The sequence below is a fragment of the Streptomyces sp. NPDC059499 genome (assembly GCF_042749285.1).
Classification (GTDB): domain Bacteria; phylum Actinomycetota; class Actinomycetes; order Streptomycetales; family Streptomycetaceae; genus Streptomyces.
This window is the reverse complement of the sequence record NZ_JBHYTT010000019.1, coordinates 24,921-49,078: the sequence shown is the minus strand read 5'-3', so window position 1 is coordinate 49,078 and position 24,158 is coordinate 24,921. Positions and strand designations below refer to the sequence as shown.

At 71.1% G+C, this 24,158-nt stretch carries 25 protein-coding genes and 1 tRNA gene; 12 read left to right on the top strand and 14 right to left on the bottom strand.

What is annotated here, in order from left to right:
• Window positions 1–47 precede the first annotated feature (47 nt).
• Entirely contained in the window at window positions 48–722 is a 675-nt protein-coding gene (locus ACFW9O_RS31515) for a DUF461 domain-containing protein (RefSeq protein ID WP_384614073.1), read from the bottom strand.
• Window positions 723–1,346: 624 nt separating this feature from the next.
• On the opposite strand from ACFW9O_RS31515, the gene ACFW9O_RS31510 reads away from it, so the two are divergent.
• The 5 genes from ACFW9O_RS31510 to rlmB all read left to right on the top strand — a co-directional run bounded on the left by ACFW9O_RS31510 (window position 1,347) and on the right by rlmB (window position 6,008).
• Window positions 1,347–1,829, top strand: coding sequence for a CarD family transcriptional regulator (locus ACFW9O_RS31510; protein ID WP_006380568.1), 483 nt, complete (start codon window positions 1,347–1,349; stop codon window positions 1,827–1,829).
• Window positions 1,830–2,097: 268 nt separating this feature from the next.
• Window positions 2,098–2,862 (top strand): 2-C-methyl-D-erythritol 4-phosphate cytidylyltransferase, encoded by a 765-nt coding sequence (gene ispD / locus ACFW9O_RS31505; protein WP_351180163.1) that lies wholly within the window; start codon window positions 2,098–2,100, stop codon window positions 2,860–2,862.
• The gene (gene ispF / locus ACFW9O_RS31500) at window positions 2,852–3,361 is read left to right on the top strand and encodes a 2-C-methyl-D-erythritol 2,4-cyclodiphosphate synthase (RefSeq protein ID WP_329208670.1); all 510 of its coding nucleotides are present in this window, start codon (window positions 2,852–2,854) and stop codon (window positions 3,359–3,361) included. The genes ispD and ispF overlap by 11 nt, the downstream gene beginning before the upstream one ends.
• 181 nt (window positions 3,362–3,542) lie before the next feature.
• Entirely contained in the window at window positions 3,543–4,943 is a 1,401-nt protein-coding gene (gene cysS / locus ACFW9O_RS31495; protein WP_351180167.1) for a cysteine--tRNA ligase, read from the top strand.
• Between the two features lie 108 nt (window positions 4,944–5,051).
• A complete protein-coding gene (gene rlmB / locus ACFW9O_RS31490) occupies window positions 5,052–6,008 on the top strand; it encodes a 23S rRNA (guanosine(2251)-2'-O)-methyltransferase RlmB (RefSeq protein ID WP_351180170.1) in 957 nt (318 codons plus the stop codon).
• Between the two features lie 33 nt (window positions 6,009–6,041).
• Here the strand turns inward: rlmB and ACFW9O_RS31485 are convergent, their stop codons facing one another.
• Window positions 6,042–6,665: an NUDIX hydrolase gene (locus tag ACFW9O_RS31485; protein WP_384614069.1), complete on the bottom strand. Its 624-nt coding sequence runs from the start codon at window positions 6,663–6,665 to the stop codon at window positions 6,042–6,044.
• 30 nt (window positions 6,666–6,695) lie between these two features.
• Window positions 6,696–8,177 carry a hypothetical protein gene (locus tag ACFW9O_RS31480; RefSeq protein WP_351180175.1) on the bottom strand — a complete coding sequence of 494 codons (1,482 nt, stop codon included), beginning with the start codon at window positions 8,175–8,177 and terminating at the stop codon, window positions 6,696–6,698.
• Window positions 8,178–8,339: 162 nt separating this feature from the next.
• On the opposite strand from ACFW9O_RS31480, the gene ACFW9O_RS31475 reads away from it, so the two are divergent.
• Window positions 8,340–9,944 (top strand): DoxX family membrane protein, encoded by a 1,605-nt coding sequence (locus ACFW9O_RS31475; RefSeq protein WP_384614067.1) that lies wholly within the window; start codon window positions 8,340–8,342, stop codon window positions 9,942–9,944.
• Window positions 9,945–10,017: 73 nt separating this feature from the next.
• Here ACFW9O_RS31475 and ACFW9O_RS31470 read toward each other — a convergent pair whose 3' ends face one another.
• The 3 genes from ACFW9O_RS31470 to ACFW9O_RS31460 all read right to left on the bottom strand — a co-directional run bounded on the left by ACFW9O_RS31470 (window position 10,018) and on the right by ACFW9O_RS31460 (window position 12,560).
• The gene (locus ACFW9O_RS31470) at window positions 10,018–10,737 is read right to left on the bottom strand and encodes a nucleotidyltransferase family protein (protein ID WP_351172946.1); all 720 of its coding nucleotides are present in this window, start codon (window positions 10,735–10,737) and stop codon (window positions 10,018–10,020) included.
• 36 nt (window positions 10,738–10,773) lie between these two features.
• Window positions 10,774–11,187 carry a hypothetical protein gene (locus tag ACFW9O_RS31465; protein WP_351172943.1) on the bottom strand — a complete coding sequence of 138 codons (414 nt, stop codon included), beginning with the start codon at window positions 11,185–11,187 and terminating at the stop codon, window positions 10,774–10,776.
• A gap of 236 nt (window positions 11,188–11,423) precedes the next feature.
• Window positions 11,424–12,560 (bottom strand): ABC transporter ATP-binding protein, encoded by a 1,137-nt coding sequence (locus ACFW9O_RS31460; protein WP_384614065.1) that lies wholly within the window; start codon window positions 12,558–12,560, stop codon window positions 11,424–11,426.
• Window positions 12,561–12,737: 177 nt separating this feature from the next.
• On the opposite strand from ACFW9O_RS31460, the gene ACFW9O_RS31455 reads away from it, so the two are divergent.
• Window positions 12,738–12,812: transfer RNA gene (locus ACFW9O_RS31455), tRNA-Thr, on the top strand.
• Between the two features lie 100 nt (window positions 12,813–12,912).
• On the opposite strand, the gene ACFW9O_RS31450 is transcribed toward ACFW9O_RS31455, so the two are convergent.
• From ACFW9O_RS31450 to ACFW9O_RS31440, 3 genes are all read right to left on the bottom strand, one after another.
• Window positions 12,913–13,278: a hypothetical protein gene (locus ACFW9O_RS31450; RefSeq protein WP_384614064.1), complete on the bottom strand. Its 366-nt coding sequence runs from the start codon at window positions 13,276–13,278 to the stop codon at window positions 12,913–12,915.
• Between the two features lie 81 nt (window positions 13,279–13,359).
• Entirely contained in the window at window positions 13,360–14,046 is a 687-nt protein-coding gene (locus ACFW9O_RS31445; protein ID WP_384614063.1) for a TNT domain-containing protein, read from the bottom strand.
• A 269-nt stretch (window positions 14,047–14,315) separates the two neighbouring features.
• Window positions 14,316–15,716 (bottom strand): FAD-dependent oxidoreductase, encoded by a 1,401-nt coding sequence (locus ACFW9O_RS31440; protein WP_351172926.1) that lies wholly within the window; start codon window positions 15,714–15,716, stop codon window positions 14,316–14,318.
• Window positions 15,717–15,878: 162 nt separating this feature from the next.
• Here ACFW9O_RS31440 and ACFW9O_RS31435 point away from each other — a divergent pair, with 162 nt between their 5' ends.
• The gene (locus ACFW9O_RS31435) at window positions 15,879–16,355 is read left to right on the top strand and encodes a GNAT family N-acetyltransferase (protein ID WP_384614061.1); all 477 of its coding nucleotides are present in this window, start codon (window positions 15,879–15,881) and stop codon (window positions 16,353–16,355) included.
• Between the two features lie 23 nt (window positions 16,356–16,378).
• Here ACFW9O_RS31435 and ACFW9O_RS31430 read toward each other — a convergent pair whose 3' ends face one another.
• Window positions 16,379–17,380 carry a zinc-binding dehydrogenase gene (locus tag ACFW9O_RS31430; RefSeq protein ID WP_384614059.1) on the bottom strand — a complete coding sequence of 334 codons (1,002 nt, stop codon included), beginning with the start codon at window positions 17,378–17,380 and terminating at the stop codon, window positions 16,379–16,381.
• A gap of 50 nt (window positions 17,381–17,430) precedes the next feature.
• Window positions 17,431–18,624, bottom strand: coding sequence for an NAD(P)-binding protein (locus ACFW9O_RS31425; protein WP_384614057.1), 1,194 nt, complete (start codon window positions 18,622–18,624; stop codon window positions 17,431–17,433).
• A gap of 97 nt (window positions 18,625–18,721) precedes the next feature.
• Here ACFW9O_RS31425 and ACFW9O_RS31420 point away from each other — a divergent pair, with 97 nt between their 5' ends.
• Window positions 18,722–19,429 (top strand): pentapeptide repeat-containing protein, encoded by a 708-nt coding sequence (locus tag ACFW9O_RS31420; RefSeq protein ID WP_384614055.1) that lies wholly within the window; start codon window positions 18,722–18,724, stop codon window positions 19,427–19,429.
• A 7-nt stretch (window positions 19,430–19,436) separates the two neighbouring features.
• Here the strand turns inward: ACFW9O_RS31420 and ACFW9O_RS31415 are convergent, their stop codons facing one another.
• The 3 genes from ACFW9O_RS31415 to ACFW9O_RS31405 form a co-directional block, all read right to left on the bottom strand.
• Complete coding sequence (locus ACFW9O_RS31415) at window positions 19,437–19,934, bottom strand: hypothetical protein (RefSeq protein ID WP_031093423.1); 498 nt, start codon at window positions 19,932–19,934, stop codon at window positions 19,437–19,439.
• A 142-nt stretch (window positions 19,935–20,076) separates the two neighbouring features.
• Entirely contained in the window at window positions 20,077–20,715 is a 639-nt protein-coding gene (locus ACFW9O_RS31410; protein WP_351172911.1) for a response regulator transcription factor, read from the bottom strand.
• Window positions 20,712–22,058: a sensor histidine kinase gene (locus tag ACFW9O_RS31405; RefSeq protein WP_384614052.1), complete on the bottom strand. Its 1,347-nt coding sequence runs from the start codon at window positions 22,056–22,058 to the stop codon at window positions 20,712–20,714. Before ACFW9O_RS31405 ends, ACFW9O_RS31410 begins: the two co-directional genes overlap by 4 nt.
• Before the next feature lie 354 nt (window positions 22,059–22,412).
• Between ACFW9O_RS31405 and ACFW9O_RS31400 the strand changes: the two genes are divergently transcribed.
• From ACFW9O_RS31400 to ACFW9O_RS31390, 3 genes are all read left to right on the top strand, one after another.
• Window positions 22,413–22,970 (top strand): heme-binding protein, encoded by a 558-nt coding sequence (locus ACFW9O_RS31400; protein WP_351172905.1) that lies wholly within the window; start codon window positions 22,413–22,415, stop codon window positions 22,968–22,970.
• Window positions 22,971–23,011: 41 nt separating this feature from the next.
• Entirely contained in the window at window positions 23,012–23,626 is a 615-nt protein-coding gene (locus ACFW9O_RS31395) for an ankyrin repeat domain-containing protein (protein WP_384614049.1), read from the top strand.
• Window positions 23,623–24,158: YncE family protein (locus ACFW9O_RS31390; RefSeq protein ID WP_384614047.1), on the top strand; the 536-nt coding region annotated here is incomplete at its 3' end. The genes ACFW9O_RS31395 and ACFW9O_RS31390, both read left to right, overlap by 4 nt.

The window sequence follows — 24,158 nt, the reverse complement described above, 5'->3', positions numbered from 1 at the left end:
GAAAAGGGGGCGTCTCCCGGCCGGAGACGCCCCCTTTCACGCGTGGATCAGTGGTCGGCGGACGCCTCGTCCGTCGGCGTGGCGGAGCCGCTCTCCGGCTCGGAGGCCGAAGACCCCTCCGACGCGGCATCCGACGGGGTGCCCGACGCCTCGCCCGGCGTCTCGGAGGCGTCCTCCGAGGGCTTCGGGGTGGGCTTCGGCGACGGCGCGGAGCTCGGGCCGAAGCCCTTGAAGAAGCCGGCCGCCGGGACGATCATGGCGCCGAGTCCGATGTCACCGGTCTTGCTGAACTGGAAGACGACCTGCTGTACGGAGCCGTCCTGACCGGCCTGGCGGCCGTCCTCGACCACGGCGGAGGCGTTGCCCTTGCCGCCCAGGATGACCCGCCCGCCGGACGGGATCACGACGGGACCCTTGCCCTTGGCGGGGCGCAGTTCCACGGTGGCGCTGGTGCCGGGCAGCGTGATGGATTCCAGGACCTCGCTGCTGGGGCCGTTGTTGAACAGCGTGGCGGTGACGGCGGCAGGTCCCTCCGTCTCGTGCCCGGGCTGGGTGATGACGTTCGCGTTCTGGATCTTGATGTGGTCGACAGCGGTGGCTGCGTTGTCCGGCCTGACCTTGAGCGTCTCCGCGTTGTTGCCCGCACTGCACGCGGACAACGAGGCGATCGAGAACACGAGGGCAGTGGCGGCGAGGGCGCCGTGTCGAAGGCTGCGGCTCACGGCGGCGGCAACTCCTTGAACGTTCGGACTGCGGACTTCGGACTCTGCGGACAGGAAGGCCGAGCGGGGTAAAGCCGCCCTAAGTGTGTGTCAGCGGGCTCAGGTTACCGAGCCACCGTCCCGGGCCCGCACCCGACCCGCCCCCTATGGCCCTACGGCATGGGCGCGGCTCCTGATCGCCCGGCGATCACGACGTTTCGCACGGCGTTCACAAAACCCGTGTGATCGCCGAGCGGGCGGCCGGTGATCAATTCCCCTGGTGACGGCGCATTCCTTGCGCATAATCCACCCGGCGGCCGGCCGTTGATCAATTTCATTGACCATCGACCCAAAGGCTCGTACGGGTGATCGACGTCCGAACGGAGTGCGGAAAGATCACCATCCAGAATCCGGCAAAACGGGACGTTCAGTCACTTCCGGAGGGCTTCCGGTCCGTGTGACGCGCACGTTTCGGCTCGCCCGCGCGCCCGCTCCGACCTGCGAATATCGCCTTCCGGAAGCCTTCCGCAGCACGTTCGTGTTGCTGTTGTCAAGCCCCGAGATATGCCCTGACCTGCGAAAACGCCATTCAGGAGAAGCAGTTCTCGTGTTACTCTGGATAGCCACGGAAGGGGTACCTGTCACATGACGTTCAAGGTTGGCGACACCGTGGTCTATCCCCATCACGGGGCCGCGCTGATCGAGGCTATCGAAACTCGCCAGATCAAAGGCGTGGACAAGACCTACTTGGTGCTCAAGGTCGCCCAGGGCGACTTGACTGTTCGTGTGCCGGCGGACAATGCGGAGTTCGTCGGTGTGCGTGACGTAGTCGGGCAGGAAGGGCTGGACCGGGTCTTCGAGGTGCTGCGCGCGCCGTACGCCGAAGAGCCGACGAACTGGTCCCGACGCTACAAGGCAAATCTCGAGAAGCTCGCCTCCGGCGATGTCATCAAGGTCGCCGAAGTCGTTCGCGACCTGTGGCGTCGTGAGCGTGAGCGCGGACTCTCCGCAGGTGAGAAGCGCATGCTCGCCAAGGCCCGCCAGATTCTGGTGAGCGAGCTCGCTCTCGCGGAGAACACGAACGAGGACAAGGCCGAGGCTCTGCTCGACGAGGTCCTCGCGTCCTGAACCGGATCACACCGGTCGCAAGAATGTGCCGCGGTGCCCGCTGACGAACCGTCCTTGACGGTAAGTCGTCGGGCGCTGCGGCATGTTCGGATCCCGTCGGATCCGCTATCGGCGCCATCCCCTCAACCACAGAGAGCCCCCGCTGCGGCTTGCCCGACCAGGGGTCACGGAAGGGTCCCGGTCAAGTCAAGGCGTCGCGCCCGGCTCGCTGTGGCCATACCCATGTCGGCCGTGGAAACAAACCTGCCGAAGCTTCGGAGTGCAATCGATGTCACCGATGTCACCGACGCCTGCTGAACCGCGCCCCTCCCGCACCGCAGCGGTGATTCCCGCAGCCGGCCGCGGCGTTCGGCTCGGCCCCGGGGCCCCCAAGGCGCTCCGCGGCCTCGGCGGGACACCCATGCTGATCCACGCCGTACGGGCCATGGCCGCATCACGGGCGGTCGCACTCGTCGTCGTGGTCGCGCCGCCGGACGGCGCGACCGACGTCAAGAACCTCATCGACGAGCACGCCCTGCCCGAGCGCACCGACTACCTGGTCGTCCCGGGCGGCGCGACACGCCAGGAGTCCGTGCGGATCGGACTCGACGCGCTCCCCGACGACATCTCCGTCGTGCTCGTCCACGACGCCGCCAGGCCCCTCGTGCCCGTCGACACCGTGGACGCGGTCATCGAAGCCGTACGGGACGGGGCGCCCGCCGTCGTACCGGCCCTGCCGCTCGCCGACACCGTCAAGGAAGTCGAACCCGGCACGCCGGGCGAGCCCGAGCCGGTCCTGTCGACCCCCGTACGCGCCAGACTGCGTGCCGTCCAGACGCCCCAGGGCTTCGACCGGGACACGCTCGTGCGGGCCCACCGCACCGTGGCGGTCGACGGCGAGGGCGCGACCGACGACGCGGGCATGGTCGAGCAGCTCGGCGCGCCCGTCGTCGTCGTACCCGGGCACGAAGAGGCGTTCAAGGTGACCAGGCCCCTGGACCTCGTCCTGGCCGAGGCCGTTCTCGCACGCCGGAGGGCGAACGATGGATTCTGAAGCCGCGAAGCAGCCGGTGCCCCTGATCCCGCTCGTCGGCATCGGTACGGACATCCACGCGTTCGAGGAGGGCCGTGAGCTCTGGTGCGCGGGGCTCCTCTGGGAGGGCGAGGGCCCCGGGCTGGCCGGGCACTCCGACGCCGACGTCGTCGCGCACGCCGCGTGCAACGCCCTCTTCTCGGCGGCCGGGCTCGGCGACCTCGGACAGCACTTCGGCACCGGCCGCCCCGAGTGGTCGGGAGCCTCCGGTGTCACGCTCCTGACCGAGGCAGCCCGGATCGTGCGGTCCGAGGGCTTCGGCATCGGGAACGTCGCCGTGCAGGTCGTCGGCCTCCGTCCGAAGATCGGCAAGCGTCGCGACGAGGCGCAGAAGGTGCTGTCCGACGCGGTCGGCGCGCCGGTCTCGCTGTCCGCCGCGACCTCCGACGGACTCGGATTCACCGGCCGCGGCGAGGGCATCGCGGGCATCGCGACGGCCCTCGTCTACCGCACCGGCTGACCCGGGACCCCCGGGGCGCCTGCCGTCGTCGGGGGCAGGGCCCCCGCAGGCGCGCTCCTGGCACCCCGGACCCGCCCCGCGGGCCGCTCCCGGGGTACCGGAGGCCACCGTCGCGGATTAGTTGTGACACGTTTTCCACAGGGGGCGCTGGGCACTGGTGCGGGCCCACTACCCTTGAGAGGTGACTATTCGCCTGCATGACACCAACGCCCGGCAGATTCGTGACTTCGTCCCGCTCACAGCGGGCTGTGTCTCGATCTACCTCTGTGGCGCGACTGTCCAGGCCGCCCCGCACATCGGGCACATCAGGTCCGGACTGAACTTCGACATCATGCGCCGCTGGTTCGAATACCGCGGCTACGACGTGACGTTCATCCGGAATGTCACCGACATCGACGACAAGATCATCAAGAAGTCGGCCGAGCAGGGCCGCCCCTGGTGGTCCATCGGCTACGAGAACGAGCGCGCGTTCAACGACGGCTACGACGCCCTGGGCTGCCTCCCGCCCACGTACGAACCGCGCGCCACCGGCCACATCACCGAGATGGTCGAGATGATGCGCGGCCTCATCGAGCGTGGTCACGCCTACGAGGCCGACGGCAACGTCTACTTCGACGTGCGCTCGTACGAGGGATATCTCGAGCTGTCCAACCAGGACCTGGACGACCTGCGCCAGCCGTCCGGCGAGGGCGAGACCGGCAAGCGGGACCAGCGTGACTTCGCCATGTGGAAGTCGGTCAAGCCCGGCGAGCCCAGCTGGGAGACCCCCTGGGGACGCGGCCGTCCCGGGTGGCACCTGGAGTGCTCAGCGATGGCGCACAAGTACCTCGGCAGCGCCTTCGACATCCACGGCGGCGGCATCGACCTGATCTTCCCGCACCACGAGAACGAGATCGCCCAGGCCAAGGCCTTCGGCGACGACTTCGCGAAGTACTGGGTGCACAACGGCTGGGTCACCCTGGCCGGCGAGAAGATGTCGAAGTCCCTCGGCAACTCCGTGCTGGTCAGCGAGATGGTCAAGCAGTGGCGCCCCATCGTCCTGCGCTACTACCTCGGCACCCCGCACTACCGCTCCATGATCGAGTACAGCGAGGAAGCACTGCGCGAGGCGGAGTCCGCGTTCGCGCGGATCGAGGGCTTCGTACAGCGCGTCGTCGAGAAGGCGGGCGGCGTGGTCGCCCCGGCCGCCGAGGTGCCGCCCGCGTTCGCCGAGGCGATGGACGACGATCTGGGCGTCCCGCAGGCGCTGGCGATCGTCCACACCACCGTCCGTCAGGGCAACTCCGCTCTCGCCGCCGACGACAAGGAAGCGGCGGTCGCCCGCCTCGCCGAGGTGCGCGCCATGCTCGGAGTCCTCGGCCTGGACCCCCTCGACCCGCACTGGGCGGGCGAGAGCGACCGCGGCGAGGACCTCCACGGAGTCGTCGACACCCTCGTGCGGCTCGTCCTGGACCAGCGCCAGGCGGCACGCGAGCGCAAGGACTGGCCCGCGGCCGATGCCATCCGCGATCAGCTCAACCAGTCCGGCCTCGTCATCGAGGACAGCCCGAGCGGCCCCAGGTGGACCCTCGGCCCGCGCTGAGCGGCACCCTTCGCACCATGCGTGAGCAGCGCAAATGTGCCGCCCGGCCATCCGGGCGGCACACTTTCACTTGAGACACTTTTTCTGAAGCAACGAAACAGGTAGGTCATGGCCGGGAACAGCCAGCGCAGGAACCGCCGCACGTCCAACAAGAAGGGCATGCAGGTCGGCAGCGGTGGTCAGCGACGCCGGGGTCTCGAAGGCAAGGGACCCACGCCGCCCGCCGCCGACCGCAAGGGGCACAAGAAGAACCGGGTGGCGAACGCCCAGGCCAAGCAGGCCGCGGCCCGCCGTCCCGCCCCGCGCCGCGGTGGCGCCAAGGGCACGTCGGAGATGGTCGTCGGCCGTAACCCGGTCTTCGAGGCCCTGCGCGACGGCGTCCCCGCGACCACCCTCTACGTGCAGCAGTACATCGACAACGACGAGCGGGTCCGCGAGGCCATCCAGCTCGCCGGTGAGCGCGGCGGCATCCACCTCATGGAGGCCCCGCGCCCCGAGCTCGACCGGATGACGAACGGCCTGAACCACCAGGGCCTCGTCCTCCAGGTCCCGCCGTACGAGTACGCGCACCCCGAGGACCTCACCGCGGCCGCGTACGACAACAACGAGGAGCCGCTGATCGTCGCCCTCGACGGCGTCACCGACCCGCGCAACCTCGGTGCGATCGTCCGCTCGGTCAACGCGTTCGGCGGCCACGGCGTCGTCGTCCCCGAGCGCCGCGCGGCCGGTATGACCGCCGGCGCCTGGAAGTCCTCCGCGGGCACGGCCGCCCGTACCCCGGTCTCCCGGGTCACCAACCTGACGCGCGCCCTCGAGGGCTACCAGAAGGCCGGCATCACCGTCGTCGGCCTCGCCGCGGACGGCGAGCACACGGTCGAGGACCTCGAGGCCCTCGCGGGACCCGTCGTCATCGTCATCGGCAGCGAGGGCAAGGGCCTCGGCCGCCTCGTCGGCGAGACCTGTGACTACCGGGTCCGGATCTCGATGCCGGGCGGCGCAGAGTCCCTGAACGCCGGAGTCGCCGCGGGCATCGTCCTGTACGAGGTCGCACGCCGCCGCGCGTGATCCGGTCAGGGCGGGCCAGGGGTCTGACGGTTCTCACGCCGTCAGGCCCGCCAGCCTCGCCCTCATCAGCACCGCGATCGTGAAGGCGTCCGTGATCCGCCCGTCGGCCACCATCGCCTCCACCTCGGCGAACGGCATCGTGACGGAGCTGCGGATGCCCTCGGCCGTTTCCAGCGGCCCCAGCGCCTCGATCCGTGCCGCGAAGAGCGACACCCGGTCGGCCGTCACCCCCGTGTCCGGGTGAAGTTCACCCAGAGGGACGATCTCCAGGGCCACCGCGCCGATCTCCTCCCGGAGTTCCTTCGCCGCGTTCGCCCGTGGCTCCAGGCCCGCCGTGCCGAAACCGCGCGGCACCTCCCACTGCCAGGAACGCGTCGAGTGCCGGAAGTGCTCGACCAGCACCACCTGGCCGTCGAGGAGCGGGAGCACCACACACCCCTGCTCCGGTGTGGGGCTGATCGAGCGGATGTACGTACCCGTGGAGCCGTCGGGGAAGCGCACCGGATCCCGCAGCAGCACGACGTACCGGTCCTCGTACAGCACCCCGCCCGCCGCCGAGACCGCTTCCGGCTCGGTGAGGATCTCGATACCGCCGGGCTGGTTCGCGAACAGCCCCGGACGCTCCGCACGCAGCCGTTCGTACCGCTCGACACCCATCTGCCGTGCTCCCTTCGAGCCTGTCACGCCTCACACATGCGGTGACTGCTGATCCGCCTGGCCGCATCGGGGCGCCGACCCGGTCTCCACGACCCGGCCCCCGTACGACTTGAGGATCTTCTCCCAGTCCCTTCTGACATTGCCCAGCTGGAGCGACGGCAATGTCAGCGAATGCCCGAGACCCTTGCGCGAACCCCGGCCTCCCTGGTCGAAGAACTCCAGCCGGACACTCAGGGCGCCCGCGACGGCCGTCGCCATCTGGAGGGAACCCGCGAGCAGCGACACCTCCTCACCGGACGTCACCTGCAGGGCGATACCGGCGGACTCGAGGACGAGGGCCACCTTCATCTCCCGCTGGAACCCCTGACGGGTACCGCTCACCTTGCGCGCGGTCCGCAGCATCCCGCGGTGCAGCTTGGCGACATCGCCCGTACCGGCACGGAACTCCTCGGGGCTGGGCACCCGTCCGTCCTTGAAGCTGCCCAGGACGAACGAGTCCAGGGCGTTCACATAGCCGTTCCACTCCTCCGTGGTACGCAGGCGCGTGATGTCGGACAGCGACAGCGAACCGTAGGAATTGGGGCCGTCCACGGCCCGGTGCAGGGCGTCGGCGAACAGATCGCGCAGCAGGAGACCGATCTGCTCCGGGTCGTCGTTCTGGCTGCGGACGTCGTCACGCAGCTCCTGCAACGCCGAGCGCGGCGGCGAACCCGGAGGCGTCAGAGCGGTGATGCTGCTCGCCTTCGGAACCCCCAGTGTGTACAGGAGGTCGATCAGCTGCTTGGCGGGCACGATGTGATCACCCTCCCGCAGCAGACCCTCGTGCACCTGCGTGCCCGGCCGGGTCAGGAACTCCCGGTACACGGCCTCACGCGTGATCGTCGAGTAGAGATCCTGCCGCGCGGCCCAGAGGAGGATGTCGGTGAGGATGCCCTCCTTCATGGCCCGCGCCTGGGCGAGGGATATGCCCAGGTTCTTCCTCAGCGGCTCCTCGCGGAGCCGCTGGAGCGTCAGCAGCTGGCTGGAGAAGAAGTGGTTGACCTTGTCCGTCGCCTCCCGGTTCGCCGCGTCGTCCCAGTCGAAGCGGACCAGGTCCGGCTCCGCCTCGTCGGCGAGCAGCCGCCCCCAGGCCCGGTGCGCCTGCGGATCGTGCGTCCAGGCGAACTCGGCAGCGGGGTCACGCTCGGAGTACAGGAAGGGCACGAGCGCCTTCTCGTTCAGCAGGCGGACGAAAGCCTGCCGTTCGGCCGGATCGGCATCGGGTGCGAAATTGGCCGAGACCGCCTCGTTGTTGATGAAGTACGCCCGATTGACCACCAGGGTGCCGCTGTTCACCAACGCGCGTCGCAACTCGGCGGCGGAGGCGTCCACATCGTCCGGGGAGCGGCCCGGCGCGGCGTTCGCCCGCTGCCGTGCCGCCGCCAGATCGCCGGGAAGCCACTGGTTGTCCAGGGCCTGGGCCATCACCGGATACCGCGTCAGGTCCTTGAAAGTAAGCTGCTGCCCGCCCATGACTCCCCAGTCGACTACGGATAACGCACATGATGGCCGCGCTGGTTGACGTACGGAAGGTGAACAAAAGTTCCTGGGTGGCAAGGAATGGCTGGATCTTGACGGGTCTCGGACACTTCGGCCACGTCAAGGCAGTGTCCTAATCACACATCACTCGGTTAGATGAGTGTGGACACCAGAACGCCGCGGTTCGACGAACAGCCCGCCGCCCTGAGCATGACCAAGGTGGACAGCGACCCCGCGCAGGTCATCGTCAACCACGCCAGCTTCCGGGTGCAGCTCGCCCCGGGCCAGCGCACGCGCCTGCGCCCCTTGGCCACCGCACAGCCCCGGATCCCCGCCATGAGCGGCGCGGGCGGACGCAGGCGGGCCCCCGTCGTCTGGAGCGGCAGGTCGGAGCCGGGCGATCCAGGAGCGACCGGCCTCCTGCAGGCCGTACGGAACTCCACCGCGGGCCACCTCGACGCCAGGCCCGGCGGCGGCACCGGAACCGGCGAGGACGCGGGCCTCGGCACCCAGGTCATCCCGCGCCTCGACGAGACCCAGCCCAACCCCGTACTCATCGCACCCCAGCCCGGACCGGGCCGCACCGGACCGCTCCTGCCCCCCATGCGGCAGGCCGTCGGCGCCTACGACGCCGTCGAGACGGGACCCCACGAGCCCCGCGACCCCTTCGACGACGAACTCGACGACAGCGCCCAGGAACGGCGTCACGCCGCCGACAACGTCCGGCACGCGTACTACCCCGGCCGCCGCATGAACCTCGGCGTCGTCCTGCTCCCCCTGCGCGTCTTCCTCGGCTTCATCTCCATCTACGCCGGCATGGGCAAGCTCTGCGACCCCGTCTACTTCGAGGGCGGCGACCGGGGCTCCATGGTCAAGTGGCTGACCTCGCTGCAGCCCTGGGCCCTCGCCGAACCTCTGCGCGACTTCGCGCTCTCCCACCCCGTCGGCGCCGGACTCTCCGTCGCCTTCCTCCAGGTCGTCGTCGGCGTCCTCACCGTCCTCGGCCTCTGGCAGCGCGTCGCAGCCGCCTTCGGAGCACTGCTCTCCGCGGCCCTCCTCGTGACGGTCAGCTGGCGCAGCGTCGCCGCGTACGACGCACCGGACATCATCTTCCTGGCGGCCTGGAGCCCCCTCGTCATCGCGGGCGCCCCCGTCTACTCCCTCGACGGACGCCTCGCCGGGGAAGCCTGGCGCAAGCTCGGCCCGCGCTCCGACATCTGGGACCTCCGCCGCCGTGTCCTGCGCCGCGGCACCGTCGTCGCCACCGTCGTCGTCGGTATGACACTGCTCGTCGGCTCCATGCTCGGCGGAGCGGTCCGCTCCTCCGAGGTCGTCACCGTTCCCGGCCCCGCCAACCCGTACAACCAGCTCCCCGGATCCCCGCTCCCCGAGGAGTCCACCGGCAAGCGCAAGCCCTCCGGTACCCCTGAGGGGCGTCGCCCCGAACCCTCCCCGTCCAGCCGGTCCAGCAGCCCGACGGCCGAGGAATCCACCCCGGGAGCGGACTCCGTCCGCGAGTCCGGCCAGGCCACCGGAGCGAACACCGGGCAGCCCAGCCAGACCCAGGGCACCGGTCAGGAGCCGCCCCGGGAGACGACCCCGGAGCAGCCCCCGGCCAGCAGCGCCGGCCCCACCTCCACCGGCGGCTCCGGCTCCGGCGGTTCCACGGGCGGTGGCTCCGGCGGCGGCGGTTCGGACGGCGGTGGTTCCACCGGAGGCGGAGGCGCCGGCCAGAACCCCATCGGCGGCCTGCTCGGCTGACACCCCCACCGCACAGCGCGAGGGCGGCCACCGGAAACCCGGTGGCCGCCCTCGCGCACGTCCGCGGTGCCGTCTAGCCGCCCGTGTGGGCGCCCAGCTCCTTCGCCGCCTCGGTCAGATCCTTCGCGGTGTCGATCGCCCGCCAGTACGCCCCGTGCGGCAACGGGAAGCCGGCCAGCAGCCGTTCACGCGCCAGCCGCGGGAACGTCGTCCGCTCGTGGTCGCCCCGGTCCGGCAGCAGCGACGTGAACGCGGGCGCGAACACGTACACGCCCGCATTGATCAGGTACGGCGACGGAGGCGACTCGATGAAGTCCGTGATGTGCCCGAACGCGTCCGTCTCCACCGCACCCCACGGGATCCGCGGACGGGCGAGTGCGAGCGTGGCGGTGGCATCCCGTTCGGCGTGGAACGCCGCCATCTCCCGCAACGAGAAGCGCGTCCAGATGTCGCCGTTCGTCGCGTACCACGGCTCCGACGGGTCGGGCAGCCGCGTCGCGGCATGCTTGAGGCCGCCGCCGCGGCCCAGAGGCTCGGTCTCGACGACGGTCGTGACGCGCAGCGGAAGATCGGCCGAGTCCAGCCACTCCTGCAGCACATCGGCAAGATGGCCGCACGAGATCACGGCGTCGGTGACACCCTCGGCGGCCAGCCAGGAAAGCTGATGGCCGATGATCGGGGTCCCGGTCCCCGGGATCTCGACCATCGGCTTGGGACGGTCATCGGTGTACGGGCGCAGCCGCGAGCCCTGGCCACCCGCCAGGATCACGGCCTGCGTCGGAAACGTTTGCATGCCAGGCACGATATGCCGTGGCCGCGCGCACCCGGCTCAGCTGAACTGGGCGACGCCCGAAGCGAACGACGTGTCGCAGACCGGACGGGAGAAGCGGTGCGCACGCGTCGGTCCGTACTGGTCGACGGCCGCCTTGCCCAGCGCCTTCGCGATCGACATGCAGTGCCTGGCCAGCGACGGACGCGCCTCCACCGTGCGCTGGAGCTCGGTCAGCGCGACGCCCGGGTCCTTCTCCCGCAGTTCCAGGAGCAGCTTGTCCCGCAGGACGTCCTGCGGCTCACGCGGCTTGGCGCGCTTGGACACGGTCTCGGAAGCGGCCGTCAGCAGCTGCGACTCGGTGTTGTGCGCCGACCACTGCACGCGGGTGACCGCGAGGGTCCCGGAGAGGACCATGACGACGGGCAGTACGAGAGCGAGGGTTCGGCCGATTCGGCGCGCGGTGTGGGTCACGCAGGCGAGCGTAGCGGTCAGTGATGACTTGGCGACATTTCGTCACTCCTGCGGGGGATGGTTCGAGGTGGCCTTTCGAATCGCCGGTTGACGTACCGGGGTGAAATGACCGTCGTACCAGGATATTTGGGGCTGCCCGTGTCCGAAACCCGCAGGCGCGCAACGCCACGCAAACGGCCCCGCGGCCCCCGAGCCTGAACTCGGGAGTGCGGGGCCGTCGTACGGCGTGGACGACGTCAGTCGGTGAGGCGCTCACCGGTCGAGGTCGCGAAGACGTGCAGCTCGTCCGGGCGCGGCACGACGTGCAGCTCGGTGCCCTTCTCCGGAACGGCACGGCCGCCGACACGGACGACCAGGTCCTTGTGCTGGCCACCGACCTGCGCGGCACCGTAGACGAAGCCGTCGGCGCCGAGCTCCTCGACCACGTTGACCGACACGGCCAGACCGGCCGGCGCGTCACCCGAAGCCTTGGTGAGGGTCTGCGCGGCGGCGCCGCCGTGCTCGAGGATGTCGAAGTGCTCGGGGCGGATGCCGACGGTGACGGTCGTGTCACCACGGTCCGCGGCGGCGGAGAGCGCCGCACGGGAGACCGGGACGACGCTGTTGCCGAACTTGACGCCGCCGTCCGTGATCGGGACCTCGACGAGGTTCATCGCCGGGGAGCCGATGAAGCCGGCCACGAAGAGGTTCGCCGGGCGGTCGTACATGTTGCGCGGCGAGTCGACCTGCTGGAGCAGACCGTCCTTGAGGACCGCGACGCGGTCGCCCATGGTGAGGGCCTCGACCTGGTCGTGGGTCACGTACACCGTGGTGATGCCGAGGCGGCGCTGCAGCGAGGCGATCTGCGTACGGGTCGACACACGGAGCTTGGCGTCGAGGTTCGACAGCGGCTCGTCCATGAGGAAGACCTGGGGCTCACGCACGATCGCGCGGCCCATGGCCACACGCTGACGCTGACCACCGGAGAGCGCCTTCGGCTTGCGGTCCAGGTAGTCCGTGAGGTCCAGCATCTTGGCGGCCTCTTCGACCTTCGCCCGGATCTCCGTCTTGTTGATCCCGGCGATCTTCAGCGCGAAGCCCATGTTGTCCGCGACGGACATGTGCGGGTAGAGCGCGTAGTTCTGGAACACCATGGCGATGTCCCGGTCCTTCGGGGGCAGGTGCGTGACATCGCGGTCACCGATGCGGATCGCACCACCGTTGACGTCCTCGAGACCCGCGAGCATGCGCAGGGAGGTCGACTTGCCACAACCGGAAGGACCGACGAGGACGAGGAACTCACCGTCTTCGATGTCGATCTCGAGCTGGTCCACGGCCGGCTTCGTGGAGCCGGGGTAGACGCGGGACGCCTTGTCGAACGTGACACTGGCCATGCTGAATCTTCTCCTCCACCGGCAGGAACGTGCCGGACGATCCGAGTAAGGGAGTGGTCTGGTCCACTTGAGTGAGCCTGATGTGACGCTACCTGGCGTTTTCGGATCTGTCAGCAGTCCTAAGGTCCCGAATATTGAGCGGGTTCCGGTCCCGGCGTTGGTTACACTGCTTCCGCTGCCTCCTTAGCTCAGTCCGGCCAGAGCAACGCACTTGTAATGCGTAGGTCGTCGGTTCGAATCCGACAGGGGGCTCAACGAAAAGCCCGGCTCAGATGCGCTCTGAGCTGGGCTTTCCTCGTTTCGGTGGGTCGGGTGGATCCGGTGGAGAGCGGTGGGCCCGTGGCCGGGAGGTTCAGGTGCCGGGTTCTTCGTCCGTGTCGTGGCCCATGGCCCGTTCGAAGTCCTCCTCGGCGCGGCGCTGGATCTCGTCCGTGTCCGCCAGGAGCCGGTCGACCCGTTCGGCGCCGCCGGGGACGGGTGGGGGGACGTCGACGAGGGTGTCGTACAGGTAGCGGCACGCCTCCGCCTCGGTCCCGAAGCGCTCGATGACGCTGTCCTGTCCGCGCTGGCGGAGGAGGACCGGCCACGCGTCCTCCTCCGGGCGCAGGACGTAGTAGGCGTCCAGCTGCACGGGGACGCCGTGGACGCCCGGGATCTCGTAGAGCGCGTCCGGGACGCCCTCGCGGCGCAGCCGCTCGGTGAGTTCCGTTCTGTCCATCGCGTCGCTCCCTCTTCCTGCACATGCCCGGGGCGGGCCCCGGCCCGTGCCGGAACCCGCCCCGGGAGAGTGCGGTCGTGATCAGTTCAGGGCTTGGAGCTTCTGGTCGGTGACCAGCTCCGAGACCCGCTTGGCCGTTTTGTACTGGATCCCCAGGCCGGGCTGTCCGAACCACGGCCGGATACGGCCGGCCTCCACCGTGAGGGCTTCCGTGACCCGGTACAGGTGGTAGCTGTACGGATAGTCGTTCGTGTACCTGACGAGGTTGCTCGGCGGGATCGCGCGCTTGGCGTACGGGGTGCCGGCGGGGGCGAGGAAATTGCCGCGCCCGCTGCCGAAGAGGTCGACCAGCTGCCCCACGCGGAGGGTCAGGGTCCTCTTCACCGGGTTGCCGGCGCGGTCGAGGACGAAGCCGTCGTTGTCCGGGTACCACCAACCGGACTCGCCGGTCGTCGGGTTGGTCTGCCAGTAGCACCCGAGGAACCAGTACGCCGAGGTCGGGCCCGTGCGGTGGTAGCCGCGCAGCATCGCGCCGATGGCACCGGTCCTCGGCAGGACCTCGGGGCCGAGCCGCCAGTCGTCCAGGTAGTACTGCTCCAGCGGTGTGCCGGGTGCTCCGTTGACCGATCGTGACCGGTCGTCCGTCGGGCAGTTGGCTCCGTGGCGGGCCTTGTCGCCGGTATCGGCGTGGGCGGCCGCCGGCGTCAGTCCGACGAGGAGGAGCAGCGAGGCGATCGCACTCCAGACAACGTTCCGCAGCACCCGCATAGAGTTGGTTCCCTTCCCATGGCCCGCGCCGGCCATGGAGGGCACGCGGGCGTCGAGGTCGCGCGAAAGCGCCCCGTGAGAGGGGCGCCCGTGGTGTGGTGCCCTCAGTCAATTGCCCTCGCGGTGGCGGGCGAGGACGGGGATACGCGCCGTCACCCGTTCGGAGTCGCGCTTTCTCCTGATCGGCCTAGGGAACGTCCTGTGCGCGGGTTCTTCCGGGTGCGGGCGGCGTATCGGTGCGGTACGGGTGCTGCGGGCATCCGCTCAGGTCAGTGGCGTCCCGAGATGCGGTCCGCCAGTTTCGCGATGCGGTCCGTGCCGGGGTGCGGGGACGTCGTTTCGCGGCGGTCGGCGGCCCGGTAGGCGGCGTACAGGGCGTGGACGCCGAGCCAGCGGAGGGGTTCGGGCTCCCAGCGGCGGACCTTGTGGTTGACCCAGGGGAGGGTCGTCAGGTCGGTGGGTCCGGCCTGGCCGGAGTCCTGCTGGATGAGGTCGCGCAGGGTGCGGGCGGCGAGGTTGGCGGTGGCGACGCCGGAGCCCACGTAGCCGCCTGCCCAGCCGAGGCCCGTGGAGCGGTCCAGGGTGACGGTGGCGCACCAGTCGCGGGGGACGCCGAGCACGCCGGACCAGGCGTGGTCGATGCGGGTGCCTGCCGTGGTGGGGAAGAAGCGGACGAGCAGGTCGCGCAGGGCTTCGACGGTGGCGGGCTGGGTGCGTCCGTCGTTGTCCGTGGCGGAGCCGTAGCGGTAGGGGACGCCACGGCCGCCGAGCGCGATGCGGTCGTCCGCGGTGCGCTGGGCGTACATGTAGGCGTGGGCCGTGTCGCCGAGGTTCTCGCGGCCTTCCCAGCCGATGGTGTCCCAGACGGACGCGGGGAGGGGCTCGGTGACGATCATGGAGGAGTTCATGGGGAGCCAGGTGCGCTTCTGGCCCTTGAGCGCGGCGGTGAAGCCTTCGGTGCAGCGCAGGATGTACGGGGCGCGGACCGTGCCGTAGGGGGTGACGGCGTGCTTGGGCCGGATCTCGGTGACGGGTGTCGATTCGTGGATCGTGACGCCGAGGGCCTCCACGGTGTCGGCGAGGCCCTTGACGAGTTTGGCGGGGTGCAGGCGTGCGCCGTGCGGGGTCCAGCTGGAGCCGACGGCTCCGGTGACGCGGATGCGTTCGGCGGTCTCGCGGGCGCCGCGCAGGACGCGGTCGGTCTCGCCGAAGGCGATCTCGACGGAGTGGGAGTCCTTGAGGCGGGCGAGCTGGGCCGGGGTGTGGGCGATCTCGAGGACCCCGCCGTGGTGGATGTCGGCGTCGATGTTCTCGTCGGCGGCGGTGCGGATGACTTCGTCGACGGTCTCGTTCATGGCTTTCTGGAGGCGTACGGCGGCGTCGTGGCCGTGGAGCCGGGCGTAGCGGTCGCGGCCTGCGATGCCGTTGTAGAGCCAGCCGCCGTTGCGGCCGGAGGCGCCGTAGCCGCAGAACTTGGCTTCCAGGACGGTGATGTTGAGGAAGGGGACGGCCTTCTTGAGGTAGTAGGCCGTCCAGAGGCCGGTGTAACCGCCGCCGACGATGCAGATGTCGGCGTTTGTGTCGCCGGGCAGGGGTTCGCGCGGGGCGGGGGTGCCCTCGTGGGCGTACCAGAACGAAATGCCGCCGTTGACGGTACTGACGGTGCTCATGTTTCCCCTGCTTGTCCGTGTGCAGCCGAGTCGCTGGAGGGACGTTACTGCGCGGCCGGGGGTTTCGTCGTGCGGGGTCATCGGCCGGGGCGTTGCCGTGGTTCCCGTGGGGGTGCTGGAGGTGGTCTGCGGGGCGGGGGAGCGGATCTCTAGGCTGCGTCCATGATTCGTATTGCTACCGCCGCCGATGTCCCTGTCATTCACTCCATGGTCCGTGAACTCGCCGAGTACGAGAAGGCGCTGCACGAGGCGCAGGCCACCGAGGAGCAGTTGCGTGAGGCGCTGTTCGGGGAGCGGCCCGCCGCGTACGCGCACGTCGCGGTGTCGGACGAGGACGGCGAGGTCGTCGGGTTCGCGCTGTGGTTCCTCAACTTCTCGACGTGGCGCGGAGTTCACGGCGTGTACCTGGAGGACCTGTACGTGCGCCCGGAGCGGCGCGGGGGCGGGTACGGGAAGGCGCTGCTCACCCAGTTGGCGCGCATCTGTGTGGAGCGTGGGTACGGGCGCCTGGAGTGGTCGGTGCTGGACTGGAACGCCCCGTCCATCGCGTTCTACGAGTCGCTGGGTGCCCGTCCCCAGGACGAGTGGACGGTGTACCGGCTGACGGACGGGGCGTTGGCAGGGCTGGGCGCGTCCTGAGCGGATCCGCTGTCGGGGCCCGGTCAGGGGATGAGGACGACCTTGCCCATCGTGCCGCGGGTTTCGAGGGCGCGGTGGGCGGCGGCCGCTTCGGCGAGCGGGTAGCGCTGGACGGTGGGGCGGAGGCGGCCGGCTGCGGCCTCGGCGAGGGACAGGGTTTCCAGGGCGCGCAGTCCCCCGGCCTTCTCGATCATGGCCGGGCCGAGCACGTTCTGGGACGTGATGCCGCGTGCGGCGAGGTCCTCGTCGGTGAAGGTGAGGGGCCGGCCGTCGTGGGGTCCTTCGCCGGACCAGCCGAAGACGATGTGCTGTCCGCCGCTGCCGAGCAGGTCGACGGCGGCGCGGGCGGTGATGCCGCCGACGGAGTCGTACACGACGGTGGCGCGGCGGCCCAGGGCGTCGAGATGGGTGCGGACCTGGCGGGGCCAGTCGGGGAGGGTGTAGTCGACGGCGAGGTCGGCGCCGTTCTCCTTGACGCGGGCGACTTTGGCGGGTCCGCCGGCCAGGCCGATGACGGTGGCGCCGGTGTTCCTGGCGTGCTGGACGAGGAGGGTGCCGATGCCGCCGGCCGCCGCGGTGACGACGGCGACGGAGTCGGGGCCGAGTTCGGTGAACCGCAGGATGCCCAGGGCGGTGCGGCCGGTGCCGATCATGGCGACGGCTTCGGCCGCGTCGAGTCCCTCGGGGATCGGGTGGAGCTTGTCGGCGTCCACGACGGTGAGTTCGGCGTAGCCCCCGGGGGCCATGCCGATGTGGGCGACGACGTGGCGGCCGATCCAGGCGGGGTCGGTGCCCTCGCCGAGTGACTCGACGGCGCCCGCGACTTCGCGGCCGGGGATCGTGGGCAGCGCGGCGGGGGCCGGGTACGGGCCGGTCATGCCTTCGCGCAGGGCGGTGTCGATGAGGTGCACGCCGGCTGCGGCGACGGCGATCCGCACCTGGCCGGGGGCGGGTACGGGGTCTTCCGTCTGTTCGTGGCGGAGGTTCTCTGCGGGGCCGAAGGCGTGGAGGCGGATGGCGTACATGTGGCTTCCCCGGGGTGGTGGACGGGTCTCGACCGGTCCACCTTCCGACCTCAAGCGCCCTTGAGGTCAAGCCGCGGGGTGTCCCGTACCGGTTTTCCGAGGAGGCCCAGGGCCAGTACCGCCGCCGCGATGCCGCTGTTGAACGCGACTTCGCTGAGGAGTCCGGGGGCCGCGACCTGATCGCCCGCGAGGAGGATTCCGTTGCCGCGGTCGACGGCGGGGCGGTCGCGCCAGGTGGTGCCGGGTCTGTCGACGGCGCCGGTGCGACCGGAGGCGAGGGCCTCGCGCCGCCAGGTGGTGCGGTCGCGCCAGCCGGGGAAGCCGAGGTCGAGGAGTTCCTCGGCGCGGAGGACGGCGTCGGCGCGCGGGGTGCCGGGGGCGAGGGGGATCTGGCTCTGGATGAGCTGTTCACCGGCCGGGGCGAGGGTGGGGTCCTGGGCGGTGAACCGTTCGATCCAGCCGGGGGCGTCGAGGTCGGAGATGATGAACGGGTCGCCGCGCCGGGTCCGCAGGGCCAGGTCGATCAGGGCGGTCCTGCCGCTGTCCCAGGCCAGGGTGGGGTCGTCGAGCAGGGTGCGGGCCGCGTCCAGGTGGGTGGCGACGATGACCGGACCGTTGCGTGCGAGGTCGGCGAGGGCACCGGAGTCGATGCGCCGGGCCGTTTCGATCCGCACGCCGAGGTCCCAGGCGCGTGCGGCCATCCGTTCGACGAGCTGCGCCCAGCCGCCGATGGGGTAGTGGGCTTCGGGCGGCAGGGCGGTGGCGCGCCGGAGCCGCTCCTGTACGAAGGCGGCCGAGAGCGATCCGGGGTCGTGGTGGAAGAGCGCCACGCCCATGTAGTGCGCGGCCGCGCGGGCGCCCTCCTCGCCTGTCTGCCGGGTGGCCCAGCTGAGGAAGTCGGTGTCGACGGGGGCGCCGCGTCGGCGGGCGAGGCGGAGCAGGGCGAGGGGCGGGGTCCTGCGCAGGGCGCCGTTGCGGCGGAAGAGGAAGCGGGTGCCTTCGAGGAGCGGTACGGAGGCGAGCGGGCCGAGGAGCTTTCGCTTCTCGAGCCAGGTCCAGTGCGGTCCGCGGCGGTAGAGGGCGTGCGGGCCCTCGTTGGTGAGGTAGGGGCCCTCGGCGGTCCTGGCCCGTCCGCCGAGGGTGCGGTGGGCTTCGTGGAGGGTGACCGGGACGCGCGATTCGGCGGCGGTGATGGCCGCGGTGAGTCCTGCGAGGCCGCCGCCGACGATGTGGATGCGCTGCATGTTGGTCTCCTTGCGGTGGGCGCTGCTGTGCACAGGACGTTTCGGCGGGGCGGGTCTGTGACATCGGTCCGGGGCGTTGTCGGTGGTGTGCGTCACGATGGGGTGCATGGCAGGCAGAGGCAACAGGAGCGGCAGGGGTGCGGGCGCGAAGGACACCGTGGCGGCGGCGCGACGGCCGGAGGTCAGGCTGCCGCCGCTCGTGACGTACGAGGGGGAGGGGCTGGAGCCGGACGGGGACTACGACGGCGTGCGGTTCGATCGTGTCGATCTGACGGACGCCTCGGGTCCCGGTGCGCGCTTCATGGACTGTGAGCTGCGGGAATGCGCCCTGGACCGTACGGAGCTGGTCCGGGCCCGGTTCATCGACTCGGTGCTGACGGGCGTACGGGGAGTGGGCACCGATCTCGCGGGGGCGTCGCTGCGCGATGTGGAGGTCGTGGACGCGCGCCTGGGCGGGGTGCAGCTGCACGGTGCGGTGCTGGAGCGCGTGCTGGTGCGCGGCGGGAAGATCGATTACCTGAATCTGCGCAAGGCCCGGCTGAAGGACGTGGTGTTCGAGGGCTGTGTGCTGTCGGAGCCGGACTTCGGGGAGGCGCAGCTGGTGCGGGTGGAGTTCCGCGACTGTGTGCTCAAGCGGGCCGACTTCAGTGCCGTGCGGATGGAGTCGGTGGACCTGCGGACGGTTGCCGAGCTCGATATCGCACGGGGGGTGGAGCGGCTGGCCGGGGCGGTGATCAGCCCGTCCCAGCTGATGGAGCTCGCTCCGGCGTTCGCGGCGCAGATCGGGGTGCGGGTGGAGGCGTGAGCCTGCCTCAGAGGCGGGGGAAGCGGGCCTGCAGGTCCCAGACGACGGGGTTGTCGGCGAGGCCTTCGTGCATGTCGGCCAGGTCGGCGATCAGGTCGTGCAGGAAGTCGCGGGCTTCGCGGCGCAGGAGGGAGTGGCTGAAGGTGAGCGGGGGCTCGTCGCCGGGCATCCAGTCGGCTTCGACGTCGACCCAGCCGAAGCGGCGCTCGAAGAGCATGCGGTCGGACGATTCGGTGAAGTCGAGCTCGGCGTACTGCTGCCGGTGCGAGCGGTTGCCGCGGGGGTCCCGGTCGATCTGTTCGACGATGTCGCAGAGGGCCCAGGCGAAGTCGAGTACGGGCACCCATCCCCAGGCTGTGGATACTTCGCGGTCCGCCTTGGTGTCCGCGAGGTAGACGTCGCCGGAGAAGAGGTCGTGCCGCAGGGCGCGGACGTCCGCCCGGCGGTAGTCGGTCTGCGGGGGGTCCGGGAAGCGCCGGGAGAGGGAGTAGCCGATGTCGAGCACGGTTCGATGGTGTCATGCCCGGTGACGTGTCCGGTCCGCCCGTCCGCGGGGTCATGGGAGGACAGGGCAGGCCCGGCGTGATCCGCATGCGGGACAGGGCAGGGACAGGGCAGCCCGGCGTGATCCGCACGAGGGACAGTCCTTACGGCAGGAGTCGCTGCTCCTTGGCGACGGAGACCGCGCCCGCCCGGGTGTCGACGCCGAGCTTGTCGTAGATCCGGCCCAGGTGGGTCTTGACGGTGGCCTCGCTGATGAACAGGGCACGTGCGATGTCCCGGTTGCCGAGGCCCTGGGAGAGCTGGCCCAGGATGTCGAGTTCGCGTTCGGTCAGGGTGGGGCGGGGTTTGCGCATGTGGGCCATGACGCGGCTGGCGACGGGCGGGGACAGGGTGGTGCGTCCCTGTGCCGCCGAGCGGATCGCGGCGAACAGCTCCTCCGGGCGTTCGGCCTTGAGCAGGTAGCCGGTGGCACCCGCCTCGATGGCGCGGGTGATGTCGGCGTCCGTGTCGTACGTGGTGAGGACGAGGACGTGGGTGTCCCCCGTGCCGGCGATCCGGCGGGTGGCTTCGACGCCGTCGATGCCCGGGCCCAGCTGGAGGTCCATCAGGACGACGTCCGGGGTGAGCCGGGCGGCCAGGGCGACGGCTTCCTCGCCGCTGCCGGCCTCGCCGACGACCTCGATGTCCGGTTCGCTGCCGAGGAGGGCGAGCAGTCCGGCGCGTACCACGGCGTGGTCGTCGCAGAGGAGGATCCGTACGGCTCCGGTGTCGGGCGGCGTCATCGGGGTTCCTCCGGAGGGGGTGCGGTTGCGGCGGGCAGGGGGACGACGGCGGACAGGACCGTTCCCTCGCCCGGCGCCGATTCGATCGTGAGTGTGCCGCCGAGCTGCTGGACCCGGGCGCGCATGGCGGGCAGCCCGTGGCCGCGTACACCGCCCGGTGGGCGTGGTGCCGTTTCGGCCGGGCCGAAACCGCGGCCGTCGTCGGCGATGTCGAGGACGACACGGTCGTCCAGGTGGGTCAGGGTGAGTCCCGCGGCGGTCGCGTCGGCGTGTTCGGTCACGTTGGCCAGCGCCCCCTGTGCGATCCGCAGCAGCGCCGACTGCACCCGGTCGGGCAGCGTGGCGAGCGGGGTGCCCTCCACATGGCAGCGGACGGCGATCCGGCCGTGCGACTGTGCCGTCTCGCGTGCGGCGAGGGCGTGCAGTGCCGCTTCGAGGCCGCCGCCCTCCGCCAGGTCGGCGGGGGCCAGGTCGTGCACGAAGCGGCGGGCCTCGGCCAGGTTGCGTTCCGCGATGCCTGTCGCCGTCCGGACATGGCGGCGTGCGGCCGTCGGATCGGCGTCCCAGGAGCGGTCCGCCGCCTGGAGCAGCATCTGCTGGCTCGACAGTCCCTGGGCGAGGGTGTCGTGGATCTCCATGGAGAGCCGCTGGCGTTCGGCGAGGGTTCCCTCGCGGCGTTCGGTGGCGGCCAGTTCGCGCCGGGTGCGCAGCAGGTCGTCGATCAGTTCGCGCTGACGGGAGGCCAGTTCCTGCTGGAGTACGGCCTGGCGCTGCATATGGACGAAGACGGCGGTGGCGACGGCCGCGACGGCGGGCGGGGCCAGCACCAGATTCGGGTCGAAGCCGTCCGCCAGCCGCAGTTGCGCGCCGACGACGAACACGGTGAGGAGGGCGACCAGGGCCAGTGCGGCGCGGGGTGGCAGGATCCGCAGCCCGGTGTAGAAGAGCGGCACCGCGCACCACGCGAAGCTCGGCGCGAGCAGGACCAGCACCATCCAGACGACGACGAGGACGCCGAGCCGGATCAGCCGCCGCGACGTGGGCCGGGAGCCGAGCACCGGGCCCAGGAGATAGAGCACGGCGAGGGTCACCGACAACGCGATGATCCACGGGGTGCGGGTCTCGCCGGGGTGGCGCATCAGGAAACGGGCGAGCGAGGCGCCGAGCAGCAGGAAGAACGCGGCGTGCGTGAGGAGGGCCAGCCACCGGGCATCCGGGTCGGCGGCGCGGTCGGCGGCCGGGTCGGCATCCGGGCGGGGGTCCGGGCCGGTGCCGGGGCGGGTGCCCCGGCCGGGCCCGGGGGTCCGGTCCGCGGCGGACACCGGCTCGCTTCGGTCCTGCACCTCGTACCTCGCGCTCCTGCCGATGACCTGGACGACCGGTGATCCGGACGACCTGCCGATGACCCCGGACGTCGACCTGTTGCCGGCCCGTCGACCCGCGGCGCCCGCCCGCGACGACTGCCGTGCACCCTGCGCCGACCCGGTGCCGGCCCGTGCCGACCCCGTGCCGCCTGCGCGGATATCCCCATGGTGACCCCGGCGGGCCACACCCGCATCAACCGATCGGCTGATGGGGCCGTCGGCCGACCTGCGTGCGGCATCGAGCCGGTACGCCGACCGTACGGGCCCGGATCCGGCCGGAGGATCGATACCGGAGCAGGCACAAGGCCGAGCCGAATCACCGAGGAGCCCACGATGAAGAAGATGTCTCTGCGTACCCGCGTCCTGACCGGTGCCGTCGCCGCAGCCGCCCTGAGCGCCGGAACGTTCGGTGCGATGTCCGCGAACGCGTCCGCCCCGGCCGCCGCGCCCGCCGCCGCCGTCAAGGCCGACACCGCCGACCGGAACCTCCAGCAGTCCACCCACCTGACCGTGGCCGCCGCGACGAAGGCCGCGCAGGCCACCCTCGACGCCGCGAAGAAGGAGAACCAGCGTGTCTCGGTCGCCGTGGTCGACCGCAACGGCAACACCCTCGTGACGCTGCGCGGCGACGGCGCGGGCCCGCAGTCCCCCGAGTCCGCCGTGAAGAAGGCGTACACCGCCGTGTCCTGGAACGCCCCCACCTCCGAGCTGACCCAGCGCCTGGAGCAGGCCCCGAACCTGAAGGACATCCCCGGCACACTGTTCCTGGCGGGCGGCGCGCCCGTGCAGGTCAAGGGCGCCCCGGTGGCGGGCATCGGAGTGGCCGGGGCCCCGAGCGGCGACCTCGACGAGAAGTTCGCCGCGGCGGGCGTCGCGGCGCTGGCGAAGTAGTCGCCGCCGCCCTCGTTCCCGTACGTCGCAAGGAGAAGCAGATGAACGCCGTCGACCACCGGCTGCTCGACGCCGCCCGTACCGGCGACACCGAAGGGGTGCGGGCCGCGCTGGGGGGCGGGGCCCGTGTCGAGGCCCGCGACGAGGAGCTGCGCACCCCGCTGCTCCTGGCGGCTCTCGGTGACCACGTCGAAGCGGCGCGGCTGCTGGTCGCGGCGGGCGCCTCCCCCGACGCGCAGGACAACCGCGAGGACAGCCCCTGGCTGGTCACCGGGGTCACCGGCAGCGTGGCGATGCTGCATGTCCTGCTGCCGGCGGCCCCCGACCTGACGCTCCGCAACCGGTTCGGCGGCATCTCGCTGATCCCGGCGAGCGAGCGCGGACATGTCGCCTACGTGCGGGAGGTGCTCCGGGTCACCGACATCGACGTCGACCACGTCAACCGGCTGGGCTGGACGGCCCTGCTGGAGGCCGTGATCCTCGGCGACGGAGGACGGGCGCACCAGGAGATCGTCGAGGTGCTGCTGGCGGCGGGCGCGACGCCCGGGCTGCCGGACGGCGACGGGGTCACGGCTCTGGAGCACGCGGAGCGTCGCGGTTTCTCGGAGATGGTGGCGCTGCTCCGGGACGCGGCCGGCACCGGGGGCTCCCGGTGAGCGTCCGCAGGGCGGTGCCCGCGGTGGCTGCCGCCCTGTTGCTCGCGGGCTGTGCGACGGGTACCCAGACCTCTGCGGACGCGCCCCGGCCCACGCTCGAAGTGGGAGCGGCCCAGGAGCGCACACCGCACGGGACCCTTCTCGTCGCCGACTTCGGCGGTGACACCGTGACGTTCGTCGATCCGGGTCGGGGCCGGGGCGCGGGCCCTGACGGGTCGGTGGAGGCCGGCACCGCTCCGTACGGCCTGACCGTCGGCGAGGACGGCCGGGCCTGGGTGGCGACCGCCGAGGGGGTGGCGGTCATCGACACGGCGACGCGGACCCGTCTCGACGTCATCCCCTACGCGACGGAATCGGGCCCGGTCACGACGGGTGAGTACCGGGGCGGTGGCATGGGCATCGCCCTCGCGCCCGACGGCGCGCATGTCTACGTCGGCGTCAACGTCCCGGGCGGGAACGGGGTGCTGGAGGTCATCGACACCGCGACCCGCGAGGTCACCGCCACCGTCCCGGTCGGCCGCCGGCCCTACGA